The organism is Candidatus Coxiella mudrowiae (genome assembly GCA_001077715.1).
Classification (GTDB): domain Bacteria; phylum Pseudomonadota; class Gammaproteobacteria; order Coxiellales; family Coxiellaceae; genus Coxiella; species Coxiella mudrowiae.
The window spans coordinates 692,951-717,902 of the sequence record CP011126.1 but is presented as its reverse complement, the minus strand read 5'-3'; the positions used below and the strand labels follow the sequence as shown (position 1 = coordinate 717,902).

Genomic DNA, 24,952 nt, shown 5'->3' with positions numbered 1-24,952 from the left:
AGGAACTTCGTTTAGCACTAGGATGTAATTAATATTTATCCATAATGGATATTTATCCATAATGGAAATTTAACTTTCATGTACCACGAATAGAAAGATATTCTCAGTTATTAAAGATTTTAATTGAAGTTATACTATTATGCCGAAAAGAAATTATTTACAAAAAAGTAAAAAATAATTCTTCATTATCTAAAAAAAATGGACGAACTAATTGATAAATTATGTCAGCCAATTTTAATTCCCTAGCCGATGAATCATGAATTTCGATTGATGATTCAAAAATATATCGAACAACGCCTAGAAGGAGAACGAATGAATGCACTGAGAAATTTATTACAGGCTATCACCTTCCCTACAGCTCTTTTTAAAATTCGAGAGAAGCAAAGGGAGCTTCTTGCTCAAGCAGAAATTTATCAACACGAACAACAAAAAGGGGCTTACAACGAAGAAAAGCAAAACTATGGAAAGCGAAAATCTGATGGAACAGGAAATGACAATTGTACAACGCTTATTGAGAACGAAGCGAAATATATGTAGAAATTTTATATATCGTGTCGAAGTAAAGAAAATCCAGAATTAAGAAAGGCTCATTTAGAAATGGAGGTAACTGGAGCTAAAAGAACTGGGACATCAAAAGTACCCTTAGATTGGTGTCTTATAAATAGAGAAGATACTGACCATCAAACAAAAATACAAACTTTATTCGATTATGCCCTAGAGCAGTATTCTCAATTACCCCCAAAGCAATTGAGAGGAAAAAAAGAAATAGCACTTTTTAGAGAAAAAATTTTGCGGCCTCTGCTTGAACATGGAAGCCAAGTTCGTCCCAAAGTATTAAAAGTAATTAAGTTAGATTGGAAGTTACTAGATTTAATATTAGGTTTTATTTATACGACCGCACCGCACCCCTACACGATAGCCATGCGCAAATGCTTGCGAACTTATGTTCAAGAAAGCTAGAAGGAGATCATAAGCTGGGAATGGTGCTTAACGCACAGTTTAGAAATATAGCGTTCAAAGCCTATCTTAGAAATAAAAGAAGAGCGTCGCCAAACGATCCAAAGGCTTCTTCCTTTTCCCACCTTATCAACCCCACAGCAAAATTTAACTTCATTTGATCAAAAACTATCAGAAAAGATTCAGGAAGAAAAAAATTTGGCAACTCGATCTGAAAATTCAGATCTATTTACTAAATTAGAGAAATTGGCAGTGGTTTAATGCAAATACGCTACATTGTAAGACCTTATTATCGATATTATCGATTGTTTCCTAGATTCAATTTATTTACTGAATTTGAACACAATCAAAATTATGGGACTTTCAAAAAATATCGAGCTTAGTAAGGGAGAATCGGCATCTGAAGATAAAATAACTTTTGGCATGTCGGTTTTATTTTAAGAATCGGTGATGGGGGAATCTTTACACAGAAAACAAACGCGAATTATTCTACAGTATTCCTTGAACATTCTAACAGCTACCCTGTCACACACTGAGTAGGTGGTTAGCCTTTAATATAACCCAACTCGTCAATATCTCCGTTATTGGTTATTGAATTAGTTTCGCCTTGAGCATTGCGGTATATGCAGGTCGCGACCTGACATTGCATTCGAATACCAACAAAATTGCCAATAGACCGCGCTGTCATAGCATTATTATTTATTTCTTTAGATCCGAAAAAATAAATTGATGGATTAGTTAGGCTGGATTTTACAGGAAACCGCGAATAAACCCCACGTGCCATACTGTTCCTTTTTAAGTAAAAATGCGTTCTATATTTTGATTCCCTGCCTTAACTACTAAAGGAAAAGCTATAAATGTAATTAGGCATATAAAAATAGATAAACGCATACAAATAGTATATTCCACCGTTTATACCTATCGCAACGTTTAAAATAACACCCCGATACCGTCCATTTCTCTATATCTTTTCTTTGCTAATTAATGCTTTTTTTAAAGCCTCAGCTTTAGTAAGTGTCTCTTCGTATTCTGAAAGAGCGTCCGAATCTAGGACAATCGCTCCACCCACTTGAAATGTAACTATTTGATCTTTAAAAAGATAGGTTCGAATAAGAATTGAAGTATCCATACTACCATCAAACCCAATATACCCTACACTGCCGCAATAAGGTCCTCGTCGCGTAGGCTCTAATTCTTCAATTATTTCCATAGCTCTTATTTTAGGAGCGCCTGAAATAGAACCTCCCGGAAAAGCTGTTCGTAATAAATCGACAGCCTGATACTGATTTTTTAGTTTTCCTTCAATAACCGACACCAAATGATGGACTGTCTCATAACTTTCTATCTGACAATACGCAGGAACATGAATCGAATTGGAAAGACAAACCTTCGATAAATCATTTCGCATTAAATCTACAATCATCGTATTCTCGGCACGATCTTTAATGTTCGTCGCTAGTTTCTGAGCTAATAGCTCATCTTCCTTTGCATCACGTGAACGCTTAATAGTTCCTTTAATCGGCCTTGTTTCCACTAAACGATCTTGCACTTTTAAAAACCGTTCGGGAGAACTGGAAACAATAGTTGTGTCATCAAAACGAACAAAAGCTCCAAAGGGCGCGGGATTTATTGCACGAATTCGCTGATAAAGCGAAAATTCGCAATTATCTGGAAAAACACACTGGAATCTTTGTGACAAATTTACCTCAAAGATATCGCCGTCCAAAATATAATGACGACATTTCTCTACCGCTTCCATATATGTTTTTTTAGTAAAGTACCCACGAATATCATTTTCCATCACCGATGGTTCGTCAATTAATTGTGGAGTTTTAACATTTTCCAATTTCTGTAAACACCAAGAAAGACGTAACTGCAAACGACGTTTTCTTTTTTCATTATTTTTTTCAGGCAATCCGGAAGAAATAACCCATGCTTGTTTTTTAACATGATCAAAGGAAATGATTAAATCATAAAATCCTACTGCCAAGCGTGGATAACGCATGTCGTCCACAGCATAATTTGGTAAATTTTCCAAATTCCTTGTTAAATCATAGCTAAAAAACCCCACCGCTCCTCCCTGAAAAGGAGGCAACTCAGGATTTAACGAGAGTGATAATGATTTTAATTTATTATGTAGAAACGTAAAAATATTTTCTGTCCCAACCACCTTATTATTAAAATAAATTCTATCATCGCGATAAATAAGCGTAGCGAATGGATCTATAGCAATATAACTGTATCTTCCCAGTTTCGGATCAAATTTCATACTATCTAAAAAGACAAAATAATTTAATTTGTGGAAGATCACAGCGTATTCAAATGGATCTCGATAAGGGATAGAAGCCCAATAAGGCTGCTCTGTATTCGACATTTTCTTTACCCTTGCCTAGTATAAATCGCTAAAACCCACAAACCTTCGCTGGAAGTGGTGCAGCTGATTTGTTTTGTCTGTCGTATTGTGTAAAATCTTTCACACTATGATTCTGCTCATTGATAATTATGATTCTTTTGTCTATAACTTAGGTCGATATTTTGAGATCTTAGGCCATCCGATATTAATATATCGTCATGATAAAATCACCCTCACCGAAATAGAAACGCTTAAGCCCTCTCATATCGTAATTTCCCCGGGCCCTGGGGGACCCACTCAAACCGGCATTTCCCTCAATGTTATCAAACGCTTCTCCCCTCATATTCCTCTTTTAGGAGTATGTCTGGGACATCAAGCTATCGGATATGCCTTTGGCGCACAGGTATGCCGTGCTCATTATCCCATGCATGGGAAAGCCAGTCGGATCCACCACAATCAACAATCTCTTTTTTTTAAAATTCGTAATCCTTTTTCTGCAGGTCGCTATCATTCACTCATTATCAGCAAAAATCAGATCCCTGATTGCTTGGAAATTATGGCAGAAAGTCAAGAAGGCGAGATTATGGCGATTCGCCATCGCGTTTATCTCACATTCGGCGTACAATTTCATCCAGAATCTATTTTGACAGAACAAGGGCTCCAATTAATCGATAATTTCATTACTCTATCTTATGAAGATTCTAATAAACAACAATATTGATTCAATGGATTCACCAGTCATTCATAGTAATGACCGAGGATTTTTATTGGGAGACGGTTTATTTGAAACTATTAAAGTTGAAAAAGGGCATTTACTTTTCTTTCAGGAACATTACCATCGGCTGGCAGCTTCCGCTTTAAAATTAGAAATTCCTTTTAAATTCTCCCTAATCGAACTGAAAAACCAATGCAAACAACTGTTAGAAATTAATCGAATATCGACAGCAGCTTCTCTTCGAATCACCTTGAGTCGGGGCCCTTCGCCAAAAGGGATTCAAGCACCTCTTAATCCATCCCCTACCTTATTGATCACTGTTACACTTTCTAGCTCATCCCGCCCAATTTCGCCTACACTTTACATTACAGATATTAAGCGAAATGAAGCTTCTCTTTTAAGCCGATTAAAGAACTTAAATTGTTTAGAACTCATATTGGCAAGACAAGAAGCTATTAAAGCAGGATATCACGAAGGTTTAATGCTTAATACGAAAGGTGCTATCACTGAAACAAGCATTGGAAATTTGTTTGCTTTGATTAATGAAAAAATATTTACTCCTCGAATTGAGGACGGTCTTTTGCCTGGAATTACCCGAGATACAATTATCAAAATTGCTGCTCAAATAGGAAAACCGATAACTGAGAAAATCCTATATCCCGAGGATCTTTTAAAGGCCACTGAAATATTTCAAACTAATAGCCTTATTGAAATTCAATCCTTTTCCAAGATTAATGAACATCCACTTTTAACAAAGGGAAAGGCAACTATAGCCAATTTCTTTTTCGAACAGTATCAAGCCTATAAAGATAGGCATATAAAAATTAATCAGATTAAAAGCTAAGAAATTAGCTGTCGCCAAATCGCTATATTAGCCTTCCAAAAGGCTAATATAGCGAATGCTAAAATAACAATAAACAGCATTCTCATCATAAGCGGATTTTTTCTTGGTAGCAGGGTTAACACGAATACCGCTACTAAGGTGACACTCATTGTTATAAAACTCATAATGGCGGCTCCAGTAGCTTTTTCTTCGTAACCAACTAACGCCATCACGCTCACACTACTATAGGTCATTGGTAAGCCCATCATAATAAAAAAATGCGAATCATTAAGCTAAATACATTTATATAATGAAACAAAAAACAAATAAACATTAATAGACTTCTAAAAATAGTACTTCCATAACCCAATGACATGACTTGATAATCGGATAGTCGTTGACTGATTTTTCTAGCCGATAAGGCGCTGATAAATTATCCACTGTACGGAATAATCAGCAGCATCCCATAATGGGCAGAGGTTAATCCAATTTCATCGATACCTAAAAAGAGAACACGACTGGCCACAATATAAATAAACGTCGTCATTAGTGCATAAAATTGAAAATAAAGCTACACACCACGTAGTCAACGCTTGAAAATAACTACGAAGTAACGTTTTGAATCTTAGAGCGATGTGATTCTGGGGTCACCAGCGTTTCTGGTAACTACGTAGTAATAAAAAAATAATAATACCGTATCAAATAAAAATAGAAACAACCAACCCAGGATATATGTGTTGTAACAAAACTACCCAATTTGATAGAAAATACAGGAATAAATGCATACGCCAATACGGTATAACTTACTAGCAGACGAGCTTGTTCAGAAAAATAAAAATCATTAATGATCGTAAAACTAATAATCATTCATACGGCTGAACCCAATTCTATAAGAAAGCGGCCCCAAAAAACAATTTCAAGGCTATGGAGGTAAATACCAATTAAAAAAATTAAACAACTTAATAAATAAAGACTAATTCTCAAATGCGTTACAATTTTACGACCAAACCCGATTAGTAAAAGGTGAATAGATAAGTTGTCTTAACGCATATCCAATCACAAAAATAATAATAATAAATTTCTGAGTATAGCCATTTGAGACATGAAAAAAATCACTAATAGCTGGCAATGCACGACTAATCAATACTGCTGATACGGAAGGAAAGCTAATCAATAAAATTAGACATAATAAATAGGTTTTTTTTGTATTTAACCAATCCAAGACTATAATGAAGTTTATCAGTCCCTAATGGATCTAAAATAACATGGCTGAAACATCTCGCCCAGTTGATTCTTCTGATGATACTTTTTTTAAAAAAAATTGTAACCTCTATATCTTTCTTGTCTCAGGCGATGCCTATAATTAAATGATGAACGTAAAAAAACTGCCGATCAGAACATATTTTTGGTCTGATTATTTCGCTCAACACATGGGTATTGAGGCAAAAGAAATTATCGGCAAAAGGATTTGTCTGCCGCTGCTATACGATAACGATCGTAATTTTGAATTAATTATAACTTAATAAGATCAACTAGTTATGAATGAGCAGCCGCTCACCGAAGATGGTTCTCAAAAATTAATCGATTTTATAACAGATTGATACCTTATATTGCCATTAAAACTCTTTTAATTAACTCTTCAACCAATAACGTCGTAGGCATTTTATTTCAAGATCTTAAAATGAATATCCTAAATTTCTATCACTATCTGAATAAAACTTCTTACGCTCAAACTGGAGGTAAAGCTCGCAACCCCCCTTATTTAACTAAACGAGAAAAACAAGTTATCTTTTTCTTTCTAGCCAATTTAAGCAGTCAAGAAATTGTGGATATACTTTACAATCTTGAAGCAAGAAAAGTTTCTAAAGCACTATCGACAGCATTTTTAACGATCAATTATATTTCAAATTTAATTGCCAATAGCTTCCCTGCTTTATATAAAATTTTACAAGAGATGGGCTATAAAAAGAAAATTTCCAAGGAACTCTTAACCAATTCTTCGGTAAGTTTGAATATCTTAAAACCCTATTAAAACTTTGTTGTCTAAAGGAAAAAAACTCTAAAAAAAATAAAAACCTACAGAACGATAAAAATTTTGGGAAGCAAAATAATTTAATCGTTATGAGATGAAACTTTTAATCCCACTAACCTGGGGGTTTTGGCCGATTTGCTTTAAACAGAGGTAAGCAAACTTTTATTAGATTCTTTTGAGAGAGCTAGCGAGAGGTCCTGCACCAAAATTCTATATCTTATTAATTTTTTTCTAAATTATAGGATGCTTCGGGCTAAACTGGTAGGCACGATTGGTATCGAACCAACGACCCCCACCATGTCAAGGTGGTGCTCTACCACTGAGCTACGTGCCTACATTGGAGGAATGTAACTTAGCATCAGATACAAATTCGTGCAATACTATCTCCTTACGGAAACGCGAGGTATAAGCGATGACGGAACAGCCATTGTGGAGACCCTCTTAAAGAGGCTCTGACGCAAAGCTAAATGACACACCTTATTCCTTTTATTAATACACGATTTTGCTTAAAAATTGACTATTATCCAAAGCTCTATCGTTGGTCAATTGAATATCCAACTCTTTTTTTGGCAGTCAGTTGGGGAATTTTGTAAAGTAAAAGAATCTCAAAAACCTACTGAAATACTAAAAAGCTGCCCAGATACAAGATACGAAATGGTTTTTAGGAGAAAAACTCAATTTCGCTGAAAATTTATTACCTCGAAGGGAGCACCATCCCGCCTTAATCTTTATTTCAGAGCTAAGCGATTTTAAAACTTTTACTTAGAATAAGCTTTTTAACAAAGTTGCTGCTATTGCTACTTTTCTATGCCAACGCCAGGTTAAACCGGGTGACCGTGTCGTTTGGCTTTATGTCTAATCGGATTGAAACTGTTGTCGCTATGCTGGCGACTTACCAGCATTGGCTCTATTTGGTCGGCCTACTCCTCAGATTTTGGTTTGGAAGGATTGGTCGATCGTTTCGAGCAAATCGAACAAAAAGTATTGTTCGCGGTAGAAAGCTATTCTTATAAGGGCAAGACCTTTCATCATTTAAAAAATTCGCCAATTAAAAAATTTTCTACCTTCACTAATCCAGACTATTATTGTCTCAATCACCGAAGAAAAATTAGCCCTCAACTCACTAAAAAATTCTAAATTTTATCGCAATTGCTTAAAAAGTAATTCCAAGAACTTTTATTTTGAACAATTACCCTTTAATCATCCGATTTACATTCTTTATTCTTCAGGTACCACTGAAAAACCTAAATGTATGGTACACAGCGCTCGTGGCACGTTAATTCAACATTTGAAAGAATTAATTTTACATACTGACTTACACCTGAAGATCGCATTTTCTTTTATACCACGTGCAGCTAGATGATGTGAAATTGGTTAGTCAGCAGCCTTTTTGTCGGGGCTACAGTCATCCTTTATAATGAAGCGCTTTTTCATCTCACTCCTACAACCCTTTTTGATTTAATCGAAAAAGTAACCATTTCTATTTTAGACGTTGGAGCAAAAATTACAGAATCTTCTGATAAGTTAAATTTAAAACCTAAAAAAACGTACCTTTTATCAAATTTAAAAACAATTTTAAATATAGGTTCACCTTTATTACTGAGAAGTTTTGATTATATGTATCAAGAAGTAAAAACAAACGTACAACTGTCATCAATTTCTGAGATAGCGATATTATCTCTTGTTTCGCTTTTGGGAATCCTCTACTGCCGGTTTAGCGGGATGAATTGCAATGTGTTGGTCTCGGAATGAATGTAAAGATTTTTAATGAAGCAGGAAAACCCGTTATCGACAAAAAAAGGCAAATTGGTTTGTACAGCACCCTTTCCTGCAATGCCTATTTATTTTTTGAATGATCCAGATAGAAAAAATATCAAAAAGCTTATTTTGACAAATATCCCGACGTTTGAGCGCATGCGGAGACTATGCCCAAATCACCAAACACAATGGCATCATTATTTATGGCCGCTCCGACACAAGCTTCAATCCCGGTGGTGTTCAGATTGGTACAGCAGAAATTTACTAGCAAGTTGAAAAATTTGATGAAATCGTCGATTGCTTGGCAACTAGTCAGGATTGGCAAGATGATGAACGTATTATTTTATTCGTAGTTCTTTGTAAAAATAATTCCCTCACTGATGAACTAAAAGAAAAAATTCGAATAGTAATCTATAAAAATCTATCACCTCGGTAGATCGTCTTGAAATTCAATTACTTTAGGAACTTTATAGGCTGTCAGTTGATTACGACAAAATCTTAGAACATCTTCTTCTGTTAAGGATTTATCCTTCTTTATAATAAAAGCTTTAATTTTTTCGCCGGATTTTTCACTAGGCACACTAATGACAGCTGCTTCGCGAATGCTGGGATGAGAAGACAACACCTCTTCAATTTCATTAGGATACAAATTAAAATTGGGAAACAATAATCATATCTTTTCTTGCGATCCAATAAATAAATGAAACCATTTTTATCCATTCGAACAATATCACCGGTAAAGAGCCATCCTTCTTTGTAAATCACTTTCTCGGTTTCATCTGATTTTTTTCCAACAGACTTTCATTAATTGCGGTCCACGTACACAAAGCTCACCTTCCTCATCAAGGGTACTTTTTTATTTTTATCATTCCGAATGGACACATCTGTATTCGGAACCGGAAAACTAATACTATCGTTAAAAGATAGGTTTATGTTCACTATGGGGCTTGCTTCAGTTAGGCCATAACCTTCTACAACAATTTTTACCTATTTTTCAAACCACCTATCAGAAACTGATTTTTGAACAGCCATCCTACCGCCGATAGTCAATTTTAATTAAGTTAAATCAGATCGAAAAAATCCGTGTGATTTTAATAATAAATTGAAAAGTGTATTAATACTAACTAAAACCGTTAATGGTCTCTTTTCTAATGTTTTAATGAAATCTTTAATATCTCGAAGATTGTGATCAATAAACATTTAGCACCCAAACCAATAAAACAAAAACAACAAACAGTCAACGAAAAAATAGGATATAGTAAGAGCGTCGCTAGAGCAGTTTTTTGCCCCACAGATAAGGCTGTCTTTACCCATACCATTGAGCAACATTGGACAGGATATATATTACGGTGAGTTAACATCGCTACTTTGGCACACCAGTTTTTCCTCCGGTATATTGTAAAAAAGCAATATCATCCCCTTGAACATTAACTTTATCCAACGATGGTACCATTTTCTTTATATATTTTAAAACTAAATAGCAATAGGGGCTTTCCAGACAAGGCAATCACCCATTTCGTTACAATAATATGTTTGAGATCTACTTTTTCTAAAGTAGAAGAAAGAACGTTCGCGAAATTTTCCAGCACAATAAGTTCCGTCACATCGTCGTCTTTTAATTGAAAATCAAATTCTCGTTCAGTATAAAGTGGATTACAATTAACAACGACCACTCCCGACCGAAGAGCACAAAACATAGCAATTGGAAATTGCAACACATTAGGAAATATAATTGAAAAACGTTCACCTTTTTTCATTTTAAGGTATTTTTATAAATAAGCAGAAAAATCGAGACTTAAATTATCTAATTGATTGTAATAAGTCAAGGACACATTGAAATTTATAAAAGCGGTTTGGATTCCAAATTGTCTATAATAATCTTCGAATACCTCGTTTACCTCGTTGAATGAGCGATAATTTTTAACCTCTATGGTTTCAGGTACCCCAACAGGATAGGTTTTTAACTACTTTTTATCCATTAGTTCCTCTCCTTTGGTCAAAATCTGGATATTATTCGTCCGACGCGAAATCATCAACGGCAATAATTCGTAACCTCATTGGATAAGCTTCCTGTAACTGTTTCGCTTCATCGGCTCTAATTATTGTTTTTTCTTCTACCATTTTGATTTTTTTCTAGACAAGTCTTTCCACTAATTTTATTTTTTACAAAGAGCAAGATTTATTTTTTTTCTTTAAAGACTCTACAGAAATAACTTTATTTAAATCTATTTAGATTAAACTGATCAGATTATTTGGTGTTTTTTTAATATAAACATGCTTTGATAAACGTTCTCGAACCTGACTTAGATACAAAAATAATTCTGTATCCATTTCACCTAATTTTTTTGTAGGAGGTTTTATCTGTTTTCCCAAAAGAAGCACAATAGAGCATAAAAATCTAGCTAATCCTTGATGGAGCAAATTTACTAAAAATTCATTGAACTCCTGCTCTATGTGATATAATAAACTTTCACGAACCCACCCCATAACTAATTCCATTTCTCTTTCATTTTCGAATTCATAATATTTCATTACTTCAGAGCCGATATAAAGATAACTAAAAATATTGCTTAATCGCCCAGATAATCTTTCTTTTCGATTCAATTGATCGGCCCATTGTCAGCATCACAACATCAGAAACAAGAGCAAATGCTGCTGAGAGTTGTGAAAATTTTTGGTAATAGCATTTCAGTTCGCCAAGTAGAACACGAGCAAAACGTCCTTTACTCAATGCCAGAAAAAAGCGCGTACACGATTGGAAAAGAAATACCCTAAATGAGAAAAAATAGCTTCATCGAATTTCTCTAATTTGCCTTTTTGAGAAGCTTTCATCTATTTTAAAACGTAGGGGTGGAAACAAAGAGCTCCCTGACCTAAGATAATAATTGATCTTGTTAAATATTAGCTCCTTCAACAGTGATACCCATTGGGCTTTCAATGAAACCTTGAGCTAAATAATTATGAGGACCCATGCAAATTCCTTTACCTCCGTGGATATCCATGGCGTGATTAACTACTTATCTACTCAATTGAGTAATGTGATATTTACTGATCACTGAAGCTAAAGCTGATTTATAACCTTGATCCACTTCAGCTACTGTAAACAAACGCAGCGCTTCAATTAAAAATCCATACCTCCCAATACGTGTTAAGGCTTTCTGTGTCCTGCTGCTAAACTCTCCATCAAAATTCGCCATCCATGTCCCGCCATTTTCACTCTTCCAATAATAGAATCGATCGGAATAAAAACGTCTTTACCTTGAGTGGGACCATTTGGAAACTCTGAGCATAGGGGGGGAATGTCTGCATCTAATTACGACACCAGAAGTTTGTACCGGAATTAATTACACAGGTAATTCCGATATTTTCTTGATCTCCAATTAAGCCGATCTGGATCATAGAGTTTAAAGGCCAGACCGAGCAAAGTAGCTACAGGAGCTAGGTAATACTGTTTATTCCAATTTAATCGAATAGCTAGCCCTCGTTCGTCGTTAAATTCGTGATGACAAACTATGCCGTAATCTTTAATTGCACTAGCATCCGATCCTGCAACAGAGCTTGTTAGAGCAAAACAAGGGATCTCTTCACCCTTTGCTAAACGGAGCAAATAATAATTTTTTTTGTTTTTCAGCTCCATAAGCAAGCAATAATTCCACCGGGCCTAATGAGTTGGGAACACTCACTACAGTTCCAACAGCAATACTCATTCTGGCGATTTTGGCGATTATTTGGCTATGTGCTAAAGTGGAAAATTCTTTGCTGCTGTAGAATTTAGGAATAATAAATCCAAAAAAACCTTGTTTTTTTTAAATGATCCCGAATTTGGTTTGGAATATTAAAAAATTGTTGATTTATATCCTAATCATCGATCATGGCCACATTAAATCTTCGACAGAGCCATCTAAAAATGCCTGTTCTTCCACTGATAATTTGTCTTTAGGAATGCTTTGTAATTTATACCAATCGGGCATTCCAACTAAACAATTCTCCTTCCCACCCTACATTTCCTGCAGTCAATGCTTCACGTTTCGTTATTGATAATTGGGGCATTCGTTGACGGTATAGTAAAGATAAAAGTTTACATGAAAAAATTTTTCGGCGTAATGACAATACATTGAATAAAACGGATAATATTAAAAATACAACCCATAAGCTAACTAGAACCCCAAAAAGTGGCTTTACTAAAAGCGTAAACAAGAAAAAAGAACAAAAACATAACTAATTATCCAAACAATCAAGAAAGCCCGATTAAATGCAAGAACAAGTCTCACGATAAGGAATAAAAGAATCCAGACCAAGGCCAACACAGCATACTCCTTTCTAACAATCTAATTGAAACTTACCTGCCTTTCCATTTATCGATAGAGAATTAAAATGACCAACAGCGGAATCAACATCATCAATGCATTATCATCAATCCATTGAAAGTTTCTCCATTCTACCATCACTACCAAAGGCCCCATTAATAAACCAAGAAGCCAATCAATCTTAAACCATGAGCTCGCCAACCACCAAATTAGCATGACAACAACCACACCCAGAAAAAAATCCACGTTGTGCCTAATCGGGTATGTCTCGTAATTCGCCAAGGAGGGGATCAACGAGAGAACAGGAAGCAATAATGGGAATAGCGTATTGTTTTCCGAGTGCCAATAATAAAACCACACAAAGACTAATAACGGTCCAGGCAAAAGAAGAAACCATACGCCCTTCGCGTTTACGCTGCCCCCATAAAACCCATTTACGTCTCAAGCGTACGATTTCAAATAAAATAACTATTGCTATGATAACTAACAATAAGGAATGAAGTGACAAACCCAAAAAACGGGCGACAGAAATGGAATAGGAATAGTAAAGAAAAGGGATGATGATTATAGCTATGTGTGAAGTAAGCGACGAAAAAGATGGGCACCTAAGACAGCAACCGTGCTGTAATAATGAGGCGTGTCTAACAATAATTCCTTGAGCTAATCACAGTGAGTTTAACATAAAAACTTTATTAAATAGGGGATTTTCGTCTTGCCAAAATTACAGGAGCAGCACTCACAAGTTCAGCATTATAAATAAAAGGCTTGGATACTTTTGTTTTCTGTTTGATGGGGCTCAGATGATCATAACCCTCAATATCGCCTTTAAATAAGGTTCATACTAACATATCACCACATTGTATTAAAATAATACAATCCAAACCAATTAATTTCTCAATATTTTTCGCATAACTGTGAATGCCTGCCTGCTACATTCTGCTTTTATGAAACGGGGCTCCATAGCATCATCGGGTATTACAAACTGGACTGCATTTTATTTTTTCTTTAAAAATAAATCCAATTCTTCTTGGATATTCTCATCTTACTTCTGCTTTGTAGTTGAGATTTTACTTATTTGCAAAACCATCGGCTCCTCCTGAAAAACCACTTGCCCCACGTATTGAGGCACAGGGCCTGTTCTATGCATTAACCAATCCTAACTACAATGGACACACCGAGATTTAAAAGCGCTTTAATATAGAGTCGAACCAATTTTTCTAGCAAAGTGTGTTTTTTCCGCCTTCCTAGTGCTGTAAGGTCGTGTTGGCAATACTCGTTTTTTGGCAAATTCTCGTCGAGATAATTGGGTCATTTCCCTCACAGCTTGAACAGGCTTTGCTCGGGCTAACCCGCTCATCCTTCACCTCTTTCATGATTGACTCCTCAGCTTCCCACCCTCTTCCCTGTAAGGTAAGAAATATCTCACATAAAAATAGCAAATATCTGTATGTACCATTTGTACCAAATTTAGTTCAATATCCGGGACAAAACAAAAAAGGCCAACATGCTTTTAATAAAAGTATTGATTGGCCTGAAAAAAGGTTTGAAGCGATAGCTCGCACACTACTTCTCTCAGACATACACGGAGATGTTCACCACACATCGCCTGACATGTTTAGTGTAGCTTGTTGTCGCCTCATTTTTTAGGCGGTAATTGTTATCATGGAGAACAGGGATGATGCTACACCAATTAATTATGGTATCCGCTTTTTCAGAAATTATAAAAAACCAATTACAAAAGCCCCATATTTTACTCGTAGAAGACAATTCGCTTATGCAGCAAATCCATCTTTCGTTCCTTAAAAATTTAAATTGTAAAGTGCGATTGGTCAAAGACGGCAAAATAGCCTTAGCTTTTTATCGAAACAATTACGACCTTATTTTTTAGACATTCAGTTAACCGATATGAATGGCATCGAAGTTTGTGAAATCATTCCACGGAAATCGTAGCGCACATCGATTATCGCATTAACGTCGAAAAACGGCCCAATTAAACAACGGTGGCTCGCGGCTGGTATGAATGATTTCATTTCTAAACCAACCAAATAAAGAAATATTAAAGCAAGCGCTTTCTTTTTGGATACCAAATTACTTAGCTTAATTTACAAAGAATTTCAGCCGGGTAACTTTCTGAGCTCAGGTGAATTTGGATAATTAATTTTTAATAACTGATAGCTGGAATCCGCCATTTTTGGCAGATCTAACGCACGGTAAGCTTGGACCATAATCGCCAAGCCTTTGATCACCTCTGGCGAACCTTGAAAATGTTGCACTACGTACGTAGCGCGATTAGCAGCTGCGACATAAGCGTGGCGTTTCAGATAAAATTGGGCAATCATAATTTCGCGTTGGGCCATTAAATTACGAATATATTTCATACGTGTCAACGCATCGGGAACATAAGGGCTTTGGGGAAACGTATCTACGAGCGTAGCGAAAGCTCTATAAGATTGTTGCAAAGTACTTATATCGCGAGACGCAGGATTTACGCCCGCTAATTTTTGTACCCAAGATAATCCTAAGTCAAATCCAACAATCCCTCGCATGTAATAAGCATAATCCACATGACGGCCTCGGGGATATAATCGAATATAACGATCAGCTGCAACGATAGCTGAAGCAATATCTCCATTTTTATAATAAACGTAAATAACATCGAGCTGAGCCTGTTGGGCATGGGGACCAAACGGATAAATGGCATCCAACGCTTCAAAATTTTTGACAGCTTCTGAATAATTTTTTTTCGCCAGAGCTTTTTCACCAGCCGTAAATAATTCGATCGAGGTTTTCCCACGATACGCTTGGTAAGGATCAACGTCTTTTCCTGCACAACTCGTTAAAACGCAGAGATAAAGAAAAGTAAGAATAAAAAATAACTTTTTCATGAGTCCTTCTTCTTGCTTGTGCTAGCAATTATAAAAAACGCAGCCATTATAGAGCAACTCATTCTAGAACGAAACCGTGGTTTTTATCGCTCATCTCATGAAGAAGGATATGAGAAAGTAGGCGAGGGTCAAGGCTTACAGAATCTGATATCATGCCTCCATGAATCCCCAAAAAATTTCTTTAAAAGGCATCGTTCCGACTGAATTAGTGGGAGTACGTCTTGACCAAGCTTTGGCTAAGTTATTTCCCGATTATTCTCGCTCCCAACTACAAAATTGGATTCAAGCCGGACATGTTCGCGTCGATGGCACTCAAAAAATGCTTACACGGGAAAAAGTACAAGTCGATCAACTGATTGAAATAACCACGCACCTTGCCCCCAGTGAACGATGGATTGCTCAGGCACTGCCTTTAAACATCCTTTACAAAGATGAAGCATTACTTATTATTAATAAACCCGCAGAGCTGGTGGTCCATCCTGGGGCCGGTATTCTCAACCACACATTAATCAATGCCTTACTTCATTATGATCCCCAATTAGCTATTCTCCCTCGCGCAGGAATCATTCATCGATTGGATAAAAACACTTCAGGGCTCCTTGTAATCGCTCGTAATTTAATCTCCCATCATGCATTAACCAAAGCCATGAAAACACGAAAAATTAGTCGAGAATATGAAGCTATTGTAAAAGGTATACCTATTTCCGGTCGAACCATCAGTGCTCCAATTGGACGTCATTCGATACATCGCACTCGTATGGCCGTCCTCAACAATGGCCAAGAAGCAATCACTCATTTTCGCATTCTTCAACGCTATCGAGCACACACGCACATTCGAATTCGGTTAGAAACGGGCCGCACCCATCAAATCCGTGTCCATATGGCCCATATTCATCATCCCCTCGTCGGGGATCCCGTCTATGGCAGTCATATCGGTGTTCCCGCTTTCCTTTCCAACTCACTCAAAGCTACTCTAAAAGCTTTTCATCGTCAAGCGCTTCATGCAACCACTTTGCAGCTATCTCATCCTTTGACCCAGCAAACGATGGAGTGGCACGCTCCTCTACCCAAAGATATGCTGGATTTATTAAAATCTTTAGCACAAGACAATGCCCATGCCACCTAACTTTATCTTTCCCGATTGGCCAGCACTTCCCTCATATTAAAGCTGCCACTACTACCCGCCAGGCAGGCAATTTAGCTCTTCATGTGGATGATAATCCCGTAATCGTCCAAGCCAACCGACAAAAATTAATCCAGTCCTTAGAATTGCTCGCTACCCCCCGTGTGTGGCTTAACCAAATCCACAGTAACCAAATTATTTGTCTTAATCAACTACCTACTTCCCCTCCCACAGCCGATGCCGCTTACTGCAACGTGCGTCAACAAGTTTGTGCCATTCTAACAGCTGATTGCTTACCAATTTTGATCACCGGTACTAAAGGCTGTGAAATTGCGGCCGTCCATGCGGGTTGGCGAGGTTTGGCGGGAATAATTAACTATACTTTTGCAGTGTTTGAAGCTCCACCCAATGATTTTCTGGTATGGCTCGGGCCCGCTATCGGCCCCTGGGCTTTGAAGTTGGAGAGGAGGTTCGGCAAGCTTTTCTTAACCGTCATACGGATTATCAAAAGGCCTTTACCGCCCACAAAGACGACCGCTCTGGTTGGCTAACATTTATCAGTTAGCCACCATCAATCTCAATCATTTAGGCGTCCACCGTATTTACGGAGGTCACTTTTGTACCTATTTCAATCACCAGCTTTTTTATTCTTATCGTCGAGAAAAAGGACAAACTGGTCGAATGGCGACGGTTATATGGATCAATACCTAAGAAAGCGGTAAACTATAGTCCATTGAAATTCACTAGTATCTTAAAGTGGTGAGTGAGTATGAAAAAATTAGCATGCGTTATTATCAGTAGTATTACCCTGGCACTTTCTCTTTTTCCTTTCAGTGGTTATGCACATTTAGCTCCCGACTTCAATGGCAAAGTAGTGTCCAGTCTTGCACCTATGTTGAGTAAAGCTACTCCCAGCCTCGTTAATATCGCTGTGGAAAAACTCATTCCAAAACCAGTTAACCCATTCCAACCGGAAACTGAGCAAGATTTAACTCCTACAAAAGTTCTGGGCGTTAGCTCAGGCGTCATTATCGATGCCCAAAAAGGTTACATTGTTACCAATGCTCACGTGATAAAAGACCAAAAAATTATGTTAATAACTCTTAAAGACGGTCGTCGATATCGAGCTAAAATAATCGGAAAAGACGAAGGATTTGATCTTGCTGTGATTCAAATTAAAGCAAAACATTTAACCCAACTTCCCTTTGGCAATTCCAACCAACTGAAAGTAGGGGATTTCGTGGTAGCTATCGGTAGCCCCTTTGGGTTAACTCAAACGGTGACTTCTGGTGTCGTCAGTGCTTTAGACCGCCAAGAACCTCGTATTGATAACTTTCAAAGTTTTATCCAAACGGATGCCCCCATCAACCCCGGCAACTCAGGAGGTGCGTTAATTGATTTACAAGGTCGATTAGTGGGTATCAATACAGCGATTGTCACACCCTCTGCCGGAAATATCGGCATCGGCTTTTCCATCCCTAGCAATATGGTCAAAAGCGTCGCCGAACAATTAATTAAATATGGAAAAGTGGAGCGAGGTATGCTCGGAGTGACTGCCCAAAATATCACTCCTGAACTGGCTAATGCCCTCAATTTAAAACACAGCGAGGGCGCTTTAGTGACTAAGGTCGTTGTTGGTAGTTCCGCGGAGAAAGCCGGTCTTCAAGTACAAGACATCATTGAATGCGTCAACCAGAGTCCTATCCATACTTCTGAACAATTACACAACATGCTCGGATTAGTACGACCTGGAACGACCATCCATTTAACCGTACTGCGCAACCACAAAACCGAAAAATTAACAGCTACAGTAGGTGATCCTAAAGATGTGCTTCTGGAACGTAAAGTTCCATTTTTGGGAGGAATGCGGTTACAGAAATTTAGTGATCTCGAACTAGATAGTACATTTTTAAGCGGTGTTTTGGTCACCAGCATCGATGATCACAGTGAGGGCGCATTATCTGGTTTACAACCGGGGGATATTATTTTGAGCGCTAACAATCAAGTAACTCCCACAGTAAGCGAATTAATGAATATTGCAGAGAAAAAACCTAAGCAATTACTGCTAAAGGTAGCGCGAGATTCCGAACAATTATTTTTAGTGATTCAGCCAACGCAGTAGCAGCAATTGATGAAAAGATGTACGAAATTTTTATTTGCCCTAGGTGCAGCCATTTGCGTGATTGTCGTTGGAGTTTTCGTATTTTCTTCACATAAAAAAACAGCCGCCCCGTCAGTTTTCCCCGTTTGGGTAAATTAAGTCCTGTGGAGGTGACCGATATGCCTACGGGGCCACAGCGACCGGGACTTTAGCAAATAATCAGACAGACATCAGTCCAAAAGTGGCGGGGTATGTTACTAAAATAGCTTTCACACCAGGAGGCACATTCGTCAAAACCGGCTCAGTTCTTATCCAGTTAGACAATCGAAAACAACAAGACGACGTAGCGGCTGCGCAGGCAGATTTAGAATTAAGTCAGTTACAATTTCAACGTGATTTAAAAGCTCTAAAACAAGGTTTAATTCTGCAAGCCACGCTCTATAATGACGAAATCGCTCTAGACAAAGATTAGGCTCTTCTTAAAACCGATCAAACGGCTTTACAAGATATAACTACTCTGACGGCGCCTTTAAAGTGGCTATATTGGAGCTAAACAATTTAGTTTAGGCGATTATGTGAGCCCTTGAGAAAAAGTCATGACATTGATTGATCAACATAAGAATTAAATCTCGTTTACAATTTACCAAGCCGATTTGTTCCGCAAATAAAATTGGATCAGCCGGTTTTAATCACGGCGGACTTTCTTCCAGATCAAAGTTTCAAGGCTAAAGTCAATTACTTCGCTCCTTATCGATACCAATTCTTAAGCCGTTGAAACTCATGCTTTGTTAAATAACGAAAAAGGAATTTTAAAACAGGGTCAATTTATCACTGTTTCACAAACTTTAGGCATTTTAAAGAATGCTATTTTAATCCTAGAAAATAGTTTATTCACGAGCCTAAATGGCTACTACGTCTTCGAAGTTAAATAAAACAAAGCGGTTTCAGTGCCGGTAAAAGTAGCGCGCACACCCTTATTGAAAGGTGCAAATTATTTCGGGGTTAGGGAAAGGCGACCAAATTATTACCACGGGCAGGATCAAATTAACAACGAGGAAAGAGTGAAGATTGTCCAATGAATCTCTCCCAAAATCTGTATTAAACGACCGGTCCTCGCGCTAGTATTATCTTGTCCTCTGTAATTGGGATAATGGGATTTAATAGTCTCAACATCCGTTTTTTCCAAATTCGAAAAAAATATTATCAATATTACGACCTCTTACCTGGGCACTAATGCAAAATTAGTTGAATCAAGCATCACCACTCCACTGGAAGAAGGGATTAGTGGCATTCAAGGTATTGATAATATGATATCCCAAAGCTTTTAAGGCGAAAGCTTCGTCCAATTGACCTTAAAATCCGGCTCTGACTTTTATCAAATTGCTAACCAAATACGCGATAAAGTCGAACAAGCCCGTTCACAATTGCCAAGCAGCGTTAGTGCCCCCGTTGTTAAGTGGGTTGGAGCAATACGAGTTTAATGGACGTGGGATTTAGCGCATTCAATGAGAGAGCGTTCAAAAAATCGAACAAATATCGGGAATTACTGACGTAGAGGTAGCAGGCGCCAATCAATATGCCATCCACATTTGGTTGGATTCCGAAAAAAAATGGCGGCGCTGGGATTGAGCGTTAATGATGTTCAAGCAGCCATTTAAAACAGCAATATTGAGCTTCCGACCGGCAAAATTAAGGGAACTTCTATTAATTACCCCATTACGGCCGAAACTAAACTCCATACCGCCAATGAATTTAATATTAATAATATTATATTGTAAAAAATAGCAATAGCTATCTTATTCGCGTTAAAGACATCGGGGGAAGCAAAATTAGGCGATGACATATTCAGACTAAAGTATTGTAACGCTTAATGGCAAGCCTGGTGTATTACTGAGCATAAACAATACCACCGATGCTAACCCTATTGAAGCAGCAAAGAACGTTAATCAATTACTCACACAACTGAAACCACAATTACCGCAAGGGATGGAAATCGTTCCCTCCTTCGATATTTCTACTTACATGAACGAATCTGTTCATGAAGTATATCTTTCTATTGGCATGGCCATTTTATGTTTAATTTTCATCATCTTTTTTTGTTCTTGGGACGTTTATGCACAGTCATTTTGCCTATTGCTCCTACTATCCTCATCTGTTTAATTGTCTCTTTTGGCGCCATGTATTTATTCGGCCTTAGCATTAATGTCATTACTCTACTTGCTTTGGTGTTATCCATTGGATTAGTGGTTGATGATGCTATTGTCATGTTAGAAAAATTTATCGCCATATTGAGAGTGGTGAAAACCCCTAATAGCAACGATCGAAAGGAAGCAAAGAGATTACTTTCGCGGTGATCGCTATGAAAATTACTCTCGCTGCCATCTATGCGCCTATTGGACTTATGCACAATCAAATCGCCAGTATTTTTCGTTCTTTTGCCTTCACTCTGTTAGGCGCCCTAATAATCTCCAGACTTGTTGTGCTTACTTTATCACCGATAAGGGGATTACCGAAAGTCGCACTTTCTCTTCATATTCGAGAAAAAATAAACATTGGAAATGGCTTTTAGTCAGCGGCATCATCGCTTTGATTCTTTCTTTTGCCATTTGGACCGGCTTGACCCAATATTATACTTGGACAATAGGATTATTCGTGGGTATCAATTTAATTTTCTTTGGGTCTGCCTTAACGTTGTTCGCTTCACGAGCTCGAGGAAAACAAAATGTTTAAGAATTTTTATTCTGGAATAATTAGTAATAATTAGTATAGCCTGGTTACTCACCCTTATTACTTTAATTATAATATTTTTATTTACCTTCTTTTACCTTTTTTTTGTAGATGGCATTTGCTTTTTTTTTGCTATGGAACGTGTTAGCCGTTGTTTTTTTAACGCTAACTTATAAATCCCCGCGCGTGGGATTTTCGCTTGCTGTATTTTTTATTCTTACAGTAATTCGAATTCTAGGAATAAATAATTTATTTATTTCAGCCACACCAATCCTCCTTAGTTTTTTTACTTCTAATAATTTTATTTTTTTATACCGCCTATCAAAATACCGCCTATCAAAATGTCATTCATTTCGAGGTAAGTCAGAAGTTTCCTTACGGAATTCCCATCCGACTTAATGCCTTTGAATAGCACTTGACTTTTGTTCACCTCTATATTGGTTACAACTTAATTGGTCATTTTGCAGAAAAATTATTCGCTGGACCGATCTCGTTTCGTGCAAATGTAAAAGCTTTCATTGATCTAGAAATCAATCGCAGATCCTAATTTTATTGTAACTTTAGCAGGGCTTTGCGAGCTCAGAGGCACTATAGCCATCGGACTTGGATTTTTCACCCGTCTTGGCTCCATCGGAATTACTCTTTACCTCCTCCTCTTTACCTCCTCTTTACCTCCTAATCGCAACTGTTTTAGGAAAACACTTTCATCTTGGGTTTATCTGGGACAATCCAGGTGGTGGGTGGGAATACCCTGTGATGTATAGGGAGGAGCGTATTACTATATAAGTTTCGCTGCTGTACTAGGCATAGGCATAGGAAAATACTCTATTGACGCAGCGCTTCAACAAAGATTTACATTACCGGGATGGATAAGAAAATTAATGGGGTTCCCTCAGGAACATCCTTTTCAATAAGAATTATTATAACCGTCCTCTTTGAGCAGCATCTTCTATCGCATACACATGGGAAGAAACACGACGAATTTCTGCTCCCAATTGTGCTAGCTTTTCTTCGATACATTCATAGCCTCGGTCAATATGATAAATCCGATCGACTATGGTATTGCCTCGTGCCATGAGGCCCGCTAAAACTAACCCAGCTGAAGCACGTAAATCTGTTGCCATAACCGGCACACCGGTTAATTTTTCTTTCCCGCGAATGAAGGCTTTGCTGCCTTGCAATTTAATATCGGCCCCCATTCGGCGCAACTCGTGCACATGCATAAATCGATTTTCAAAAACAGTTTCGGTTATAACAGCATTACCTTGAGCAATCACATTAAGTGCCATAAATTGAGCCTGCATATCAGTAGGCATTTCAGGATAAGGAGCCGTATTAACATCGACCGCTTTGGGTCGTCGCCCTTCCATATCAAGGTCGATCCAATCATCTCCAATTTTAATCCGCGCTCCCGCCTCGTGGAGTTTTTCCAAGATAACCCCCAAGGTTTTTGGTAGGACGTCTTTGATTCGGACATGCCCTCGTGTCATCGCTGCGGCAACCAAGTAGGTTCCTGCTTCTATTCGGTCGGGTAAAACATGGTAATGCCCTCCCGATAAGCGATCAACGCCATCGATAACGATGGTGTCTGTCCCAGCTCCGAAAATTCGCGCACCCATCTTATTCAAAAAATTGGCCAAATCCTGAACTTCAGGCTCACAAGCCGCATTATGGATGATGGTTTGACCTTCCGCCAAGCTTGCTGCCATAATGAGATTTTCTGTCCCTGTCACTGTAATTTTGCCTAAATTCAATTCCGTACCTTTTAAACGTCCGTCTACGTTAGCTCGAATAAAACCATCCACTAATTTCACATTGGCACCCAACACTTGCATCCCATCGATGTGAACATCCACAGGCCGAGAACCAATGGCACATCCCCCAGGCAAAGAAACTTCTGCTTCTCCATAGCGAGCTAATAAAGGCCCTAGAACGAGAATGGAGGCACGCATAGTCTTTACCAATTCATAAGAAGCATGAACATTCTGAATAATCGAACAATCCACTTCGATACTCATACGTTCGTCAATGGTAATTTGCGCCCCCATCCGACCTAACAATTCAATCATAGTAGTCACGTCATTGAGGTGGGGAATATTACTTAAGATAACTGGCTCTCCAATCAATAGCGTGGCTGCTAAAATTGGCAAAACAGCATTTTTTGCCCCTGATATGCGTATGGCGCCATTTAAAGGCACACCGCCTACAATAATTAATTTGTCCATATGGCTTTATTTGATCCCTAAAATCTCTGTCATCCCACAAACGGCAGCGATCACCCGCAACGAACTGGGGATCTTAATAAATCCAACAGATTTATTAAGTCGTTTTGCCTGGCGTAACCACGCCGTCATGACAGCCAATCCAGCACTATTACATTGATCCACGGCTTGAAAATCAACCAAAATGTCTTTCTCTTTTTCAATCCAGCGATCACCCCTTTTCCGCAAGGCCAATGCTGTCTCAAAAGTGATTGCGCCACTAACCTTAAACACGTTTGATGTCATTAAAATCTCCGGTTGTTGGCAACCAAGCGTTTCAATAAGGCGGCGAGTCCTCCCTGAGCAAGTATTCCTGAAAATTGGGAGCGGTAACTTTGTACCAAACTGATTCCCTCAATGCTGAAATCATAGACCTTCCATTGGCGTCCATTGTTAACTAAATTATAGCTAATGGGAATTCGTTGACCATTTCGCCGGAGGATTACGCTCTCCACATTTACTTCCTTTTGATTGGCTACCCTGGACTGCAGTGGACGAAACTTGATTTGGTCTTCATCATAAAAACTGAGTGCCATTGAATAAGTAGAAACGACCATTTTTTCAAATTCCCGAATAAACAATTTGCGTTGCGCAAGGGTGGCTGTTTGCCAATAATGACGACCAATGACAGAGCCAGCCATTCGATCCACATCAATATGGGGAATCAATTGTTGATTAACGATCTGATTAATCAGTTGTGGATTATTCTTTAATTGGGATTGATGCTGCTGTAATTCAGAAATCATCTTGTTCGCAATATCTTGTAAGGAAATAAGAGGAGAGGTACTCGCCGAGGCAAAACTGCAAAAGAATAGTAATATAATAAAAATAGCATTTTTAATTAATTTTTTCAAAAAAATTACCATAGATTCTTCTAATAATCGCTTAATTATTCTCATATTGCTCTACC

At 37.8% G+C, this 24,952-nt stretch carries 28 protein-coding genes, 1 tRNA gene and 3 pseudogenes; 16 read left to right on the top strand and 16 right to left on the bottom strand.

The window, feature by feature from the left end; translation table 11 throughout:
* Positions 1-249 precede the first annotated feature (249 nt).
* Positions 250-537 carry a hypothetical protein gene (locus CleRt_RS03530; RefSeq protein ID WP_048875113.1) on the top strand — a complete coding sequence of 96 codons (288 nt, stop codon included), beginning with the start codon at positions 250-252 and terminating at the stop codon, positions 535-537.
* Positions 538-597: 60 nt separating this feature from the next.
* Positions 598-960 carry a BTB/POZ domain-containing protein gene (locus tag CleRt_RS03525; protein WP_048875112.1) on the top strand — a complete coding sequence of 121 codons (363 nt, stop codon included), beginning with the start codon at positions 598-600 and terminating at the stop codon, positions 958-960.
* 541 nt (positions 961-1,501) lie between these two features.
* On the opposite strand, the gene CleRt_RS03520 is transcribed toward CleRt_RS03525, so the two are convergent.
* Together CleRt_RS03520 and pabB are read right to left on the bottom strand one after the other, a co-directional pair.
* Positions 1,502-1,741: a hypothetical protein gene (locus tag CleRt_RS03520; protein ID WP_048875111.1), complete on the bottom strand. Its 240-nt coding sequence runs from the start codon at positions 1,739-1,741 to the stop codon at positions 1,502-1,504.
* 177 nt (positions 1,742-1,918) lie between these two features.
* A complete protein-coding gene (gene pabB / locus CleRt_RS03515) occupies positions 1,919-3,331 on the bottom strand; it encodes an aminodeoxychorismate synthase component I (protein WP_048875110.1) in 1,413 nt (470 codons plus the stop codon).
* Positions 3,332-3,437: 106 nt separating this feature from the next.
* Between pabB and CleRt_RS03510 the strand changes: the two genes are divergently transcribed.
* Together CleRt_RS03510 and CleRt_RS03505 are read left to right on the top strand one after the other, a co-directional pair.
* Positions 3,438-4,031, top strand: coding sequence for an anthranilate synthase component II (locus CleRt_RS03510; RefSeq protein WP_048875109.1), 594 nt, complete (start codon positions 3,438-3,440; stop codon positions 4,029-4,031).
* A 4-nt stretch (positions 4,032-4,035) separates the two neighbouring features.
* On the top strand, positions 4,036-4,869 hold the full coding sequence (locus CleRt_RS03505) for an aminodeoxychorismate lyase (protein ID WP_235379175.1): 834 nt from the start codon (positions 4,036-4,038) through the stop codon (positions 4,867-4,869).
* Here the strand turns inward: CleRt_RS03505 and CleRt_RS03500 are convergent.
* Positions 4,866-5,102: a hypothetical protein gene (locus tag CleRt_RS03500; protein WP_157870824.1), complete on the bottom strand. Its 237-nt coding sequence runs from the start codon at positions 5,100-5,102 to the stop codon at positions 4,866-4,868. The genes CleRt_RS03505 and CleRt_RS03500 overlap by 4 nt on opposite strands.
* A 1,427-nt stretch (positions 5,103-6,529) precedes the next feature.
* On the opposite strand from CleRt_RS03500, the gene CleRt_RS03490 reads away from it, so the two are divergent.
* Positions 6,530-6,880: a hypothetical protein gene (locus CleRt_RS03490; RefSeq protein WP_162198814.1), complete on the top strand. Its 351-nt coding sequence runs from the start codon at positions 6,530-6,532 to the stop codon at positions 6,878-6,880.
* 259 nt (positions 6,881-7,139) lie between these two features.
* Here CleRt_RS03490 and CleRt_RS03485 read toward each other — a convergent pair.
* Positions 7,140-7,214, bottom strand: a tRNA-Val gene (locus CleRt_RS03485).
* 539 nt (positions 7,215-7,753) lie between these two features.
* Here CleRt_RS03485 and CleRt_RS11635 point away from each other — a divergent pair.
* Positions 7,754-8,017, top strand: a complete 264-nt coding sequence (locus CleRt_RS11635; protein ID WP_053097854.1) for a hypothetical protein — start codon at positions 7,754-7,756, stop codon at positions 8,015-8,017.
* Between the two features lie 1,045 nt (positions 8,018-9,062).
* Here the strand turns inward: CleRt_RS11635 and CleRt_RS03475 are convergent.
* From CleRt_RS03475 to CleRt_RS11625, 8 genes and pseudogenes are all read right to left on the bottom strand, one after another.
* Positions 9,063-9,305, bottom strand: a complete 243-nt coding sequence (locus CleRt_RS03475) for an AMP-binding enzyme (protein ID WP_048875104.1) — start codon at positions 9,303-9,305, stop codon at positions 9,063-9,065.
* Between the two features lie 766 nt (positions 9,306-10,071).
* Complete coding sequence (locus tag CleRt_RS03470; RefSeq protein WP_048875103.1) at positions 10,072-10,395, bottom strand: AMP-binding protein; 324 nt, start codon at positions 10,393-10,395, stop codon at positions 10,072-10,074.
* Positions 10,396-10,867: 472 nt separating this feature from the next.
* Entirely contained in the window at positions 10,868-11,242 is a 375-nt protein-coding gene (locus CleRt_RS03465; RefSeq protein ID WP_048875102.1) for an acyl-CoA dehydrogenase domain-containing protein, read from the bottom strand.
* A pseudogene (locus tag CleRt_RS14010) lies at positions 11,196-11,396 on the bottom strand (acyl-CoA dehydrogenase domain-containing protein); the annotation flags it as partial. The pseudogene CleRt_RS14010 and the gene CleRt_RS03465, both read right to left, overlap by 47 nt.
* A gap of 259 nt (positions 11,397-11,655) precedes the next feature.
* A complete protein-coding gene (locus CleRt_RS03460) occupies positions 11,656-11,835 on the bottom strand; it encodes a hypothetical protein (RefSeq protein WP_048875101.1) in 180 nt (59 codons plus the stop codon).
* A 387-nt stretch (positions 11,836-12,222) separates the two neighbouring features.
* A pseudogene (locus CleRt_RS08940) lies at positions 12,223-12,429 on the bottom strand (acyl-CoA dehydrogenase family protein); the annotation flags it as partial.
* A 564-nt stretch (positions 12,430-12,993) separates the two neighbouring features.
* Positions 12,994-13,191, bottom strand: a complete 198-nt coding sequence (locus CleRt_RS11630) for a hypothetical protein (protein WP_235379174.1) — start codon at positions 13,189-13,191, stop codon at positions 12,994-12,996.
* Between the two features lie 7 nt (positions 13,192-13,198).
* On the bottom strand, positions 13,199-13,390 hold the full coding sequence (locus CleRt_RS11625; RefSeq protein ID WP_235379173.1) for a hypothetical protein: 192 nt from the start codon (positions 13,388-13,390) through the stop codon (positions 13,199-13,201).
* A gap of 1,230 nt (positions 13,391-14,620) precedes the next feature.
* Here CleRt_RS11625 and CleRt_RS11620 point away from each other — a divergent pair.
* Complete coding sequence (locus CleRt_RS11620; RefSeq protein ID WP_235379172.1) at positions 14,621-14,833, top strand: response regulator; 213 nt, start codon at positions 14,621-14,623, stop codon at positions 14,831-14,833.
* Positions 14,834-15,059: 226 nt separating this feature from the next.
* Here the strand turns inward: CleRt_RS11620 and CleRt_RS03440 are convergent, their stop codons facing one another.
* On the bottom strand, positions 15,060-15,830 hold the full coding sequence (locus tag CleRt_RS03440) for an outer membrane protein assembly factor BamD (RefSeq protein ID WP_048875099.1): 771 nt from the start codon (positions 15,828-15,830) through the stop codon (positions 15,060-15,062).
* A 160-nt stretch (positions 15,831-15,990) separates the two neighbouring features.
* Here CleRt_RS03440 and rluD point away from each other — a divergent pair, with 160 nt between their 5' ends.
* The 9 genes and pseudogenes from rluD to CleRt_RS13180 all read left to right on the top strand — a co-directional run bounded on the left by rluD (position 15,991) and on the right by CleRt_RS13180 (position 22,545).
* Entirely contained in the window at positions 15,991-16,956 is a 966-nt protein-coding gene (gene rluD / locus CleRt_RS03435; RefSeq protein ID WP_048875098.1) for a 23S rRNA pseudouridine(1911/1915/1917) synthase RluD, read from the top strand.
* Between the two features lie 83 nt (positions 16,957-17,039).
* Positions 17,040-17,504: a purine nucleoside phosphorylase YfiH/LACC1 family protein gene (locus CleRt_RS03430; protein ID WP_306686803.1), complete on the top strand. Its 465-nt coding sequence runs from the start codon at positions 17,040-17,042 to the stop codon at positions 17,502-17,504.
* A complete protein-coding gene (locus CleRt_RS13190) occupies positions 17,497-17,664 on the top strand; it encodes a laccase domain-containing protein (protein ID WP_306686802.1) in 168 nt (55 codons plus the stop codon). The genes CleRt_RS03430 and CleRt_RS13190 overlap by 8 nt, the downstream gene beginning before the upstream one ends.
* 58 nt (positions 17,665-17,722) lie before the next feature.
* Positions 17,723-19,075: a Do family serine endopeptidase gene (locus tag CleRt_RS03425; protein WP_048875097.1), complete on the top strand. Its 1,353-nt coding sequence runs from the start codon at positions 17,723-17,725 to the stop codon at positions 19,073-19,075.
* A 220-nt stretch (positions 19,076-19,295) separates the two neighbouring features.
* On the top strand, positions 19,296-19,526 hold the full coding sequence (locus CleRt_RS11615) for an efflux RND transporter periplasmic adaptor subunit (protein WP_235379171.1): 231 nt from the start codon (positions 19,296-19,298) through the stop codon (positions 19,524-19,526).
* A gap of 688 nt (positions 19,527-20,214) precedes the next feature.
* On the top strand, positions 20,215-20,382 hold the full coding sequence (locus CleRt_RS13185; RefSeq protein WP_306686818.1) for an efflux RND transporter permease subunit: 168 nt from the start codon (positions 20,215-20,217) through the stop codon (positions 20,380-20,382).
* Positions 20,383-20,911: 529 nt separating this feature from the next.
* Entirely contained in the window at positions 20,912-21,214 is a 303-nt protein-coding gene (locus CleRt_RS11605; protein ID WP_306686817.1) for an efflux RND transporter permease subunit, read from the top strand.
* Positions 21,127-21,623 (top strand): annotated as a pseudogene (locus tag CleRt_RS11600) (efflux RND transporter permease subunit). The gene CleRt_RS11605 and the pseudogene CleRt_RS11600 overlap by 88 nt, the downstream one beginning before the upstream one ends.
* A gap of 691 nt (positions 21,624-22,314) precedes the next feature.
* Positions 22,315-22,545, top strand: a complete 231-nt coding sequence (locus tag CleRt_RS13180; RefSeq protein WP_306686816.1) for a DoxX family protein — start codon at positions 22,315-22,317, stop codon at positions 22,543-22,545.
* Positions 22,546-22,701: 156 nt separating this feature from the next.
* Here CleRt_RS13180 and murA read toward each other — a convergent pair whose 3' ends face one another.
* From murA to CleRt_RS03400, 3 genes are read right to left on the bottom strand one after another with little or no spacing between them, the layout of a single operon-like run.
* Positions 22,702-24,006: a UDP-N-acetylglucosamine 1-carboxyvinyltransferase gene (murA, locus tag CleRt_RS03410; protein ID WP_048875096.1), complete on the bottom strand. Its 1,305-nt coding sequence runs from the start codon at positions 24,004-24,006 to the stop codon at positions 22,702-22,704.
* A gap of 6 nt (positions 24,007-24,012) precedes the next feature.
* On the bottom strand, positions 24,013-24,288 hold the full coding sequence (locus CleRt_RS03405; protein WP_048875095.1) for an STAS domain-containing protein: 276 nt from the start codon (positions 24,286-24,288) through the stop codon (positions 24,013-24,015).
* Positions 24,288-24,941, bottom strand: coding sequence for an MlaC/ttg2D family ABC transporter substrate-binding protein (locus CleRt_RS03400; protein WP_048875094.1), 654 nt, complete (start codon positions 24,939-24,941; stop codon positions 24,288-24,290). The genes CleRt_RS03405 and CleRt_RS03400 overlap by 1 nt, the downstream gene beginning before the upstream one ends.
* Positions 24,942-24,952: the final 11 nt, after the last annotated feature.

What these genes read in the sequence shown, in the direction of transcription:
- CleRt_RS03530 (WP_048875113.1), top strand. Translation starts at nt 250, where the DNA reads ATGAATCATGAATTTCGATTGATGATTCAAAAATATATCGAACAACGC.
- CleRt_RS03525 (WP_048875112.1), top strand. Translation starts at nt 598, where the DNA reads ATGGAGGTAACTGGAGCTAAAAGAACTGGGACATCAAAAGTACCCTTA.
- CleRt_RS03520 (WP_048875111.1), bottom strand. Translation starts at nt 1,741, where the DNA reads ATGGCACGTGGGGTTTATTCGCGGTTTCCTGTAAAATCCAGCCTAACT.
- pabB (WP_048875110.1), bottom strand. Translation starts at nt 3,331, where the DNA reads ATGTCGAATACAGAGCAGCCTTATTGGGCTTCTATCCCTTATCGAGAT.
- CleRt_RS03510 (WP_048875109.1), top strand. Translation starts at nt 3,438, where the DNA reads ATGATTCTGCTCATTGATAATTATGATTCTTTTGTCTATAACTTAGGT.
- CleRt_RS03505 (WP_235379175.1), top strand. Translation starts at nt 4,036, where the DNA reads ATGGATTCACCAGTCATTCATAGTAATGACCGAGGATTTTTATTGGGA.
- CleRt_RS03500 (WP_157870824.1), bottom strand. Translation starts at nt 5,102, where the DNA reads ATGACCTATAGTAGTGTGAGCGTGATGGCGTTAGTTGGTTACGAAGAA.
- CleRt_RS03490 (WP_162198814.1), top strand. Translation starts at nt 6,530, where the DNA reads ATGAATATCCTAAATTTCTATCACTATCTGAATAAAACTTCTTACGCT.
- CleRt_RS03470 (WP_048875103.1), bottom strand. Translation starts at nt 10,395, where the DNA reads ATGAAAAAAGGTGAACGTTTTTCAATTATATTTCCTAATGTGTTGCAA.
- CleRt_RS03460 (WP_048875101.1), bottom strand. Translation starts at nt 11,835, where the DNA reads ATGGCGAATTTTGATGGAGAGTTTAGCAGCAGGACACAGAAAGCCTTA.
- CleRt_RS11620 (WP_235379172.1), top strand. Translation starts at nt 14,621, where the DNA reads ATGATGCTACACCAATTAATTATGGTATCCGCTTTTTCAGAAATTATA.
- CleRt_RS03440 (WP_048875099.1), bottom strand. Translation starts at nt 15,830, where the DNA reads ATGAAAAAGTTATTTTTTATTCTTACTTTTCTTTATCTCTGCGTTTTA.
- rluD (WP_048875098.1), top strand. Translation starts at nt 15,991, where the DNA reads ATGAATCCCCAAAAAATTTCTTTAAAAGGCATCGTTCCGACTGAATTA.
- CleRt_RS03425 (WP_048875097.1), top strand. Translation starts at nt 17,723, where the DNA reads ATGAAAAAATTAGCATGCGTTATTATCAGTAGTATTACCCTGGCACTT.
- murA (WP_048875096.1), bottom strand. Translation starts at nt 24,006, where the DNA reads ATGGACAAATTAATTATTGTAGGCGGTGTGCCTTTAAATGGCGCCATA.
- CleRt_RS03405 (WP_048875095.1), bottom strand. Translation starts at nt 24,288, where the DNA reads ATGACATCAAACGTGTTTAAGGTTAGTGGCGCAATCACTTTTGAGACA.
- CleRt_RS03400 (WP_048875094.1), bottom strand. Translation starts at nt 24,941, where the DNA reads ATGAGAATAATTAAGCGATTATTAGAAGAATCTATGGTAATTTTTTTG.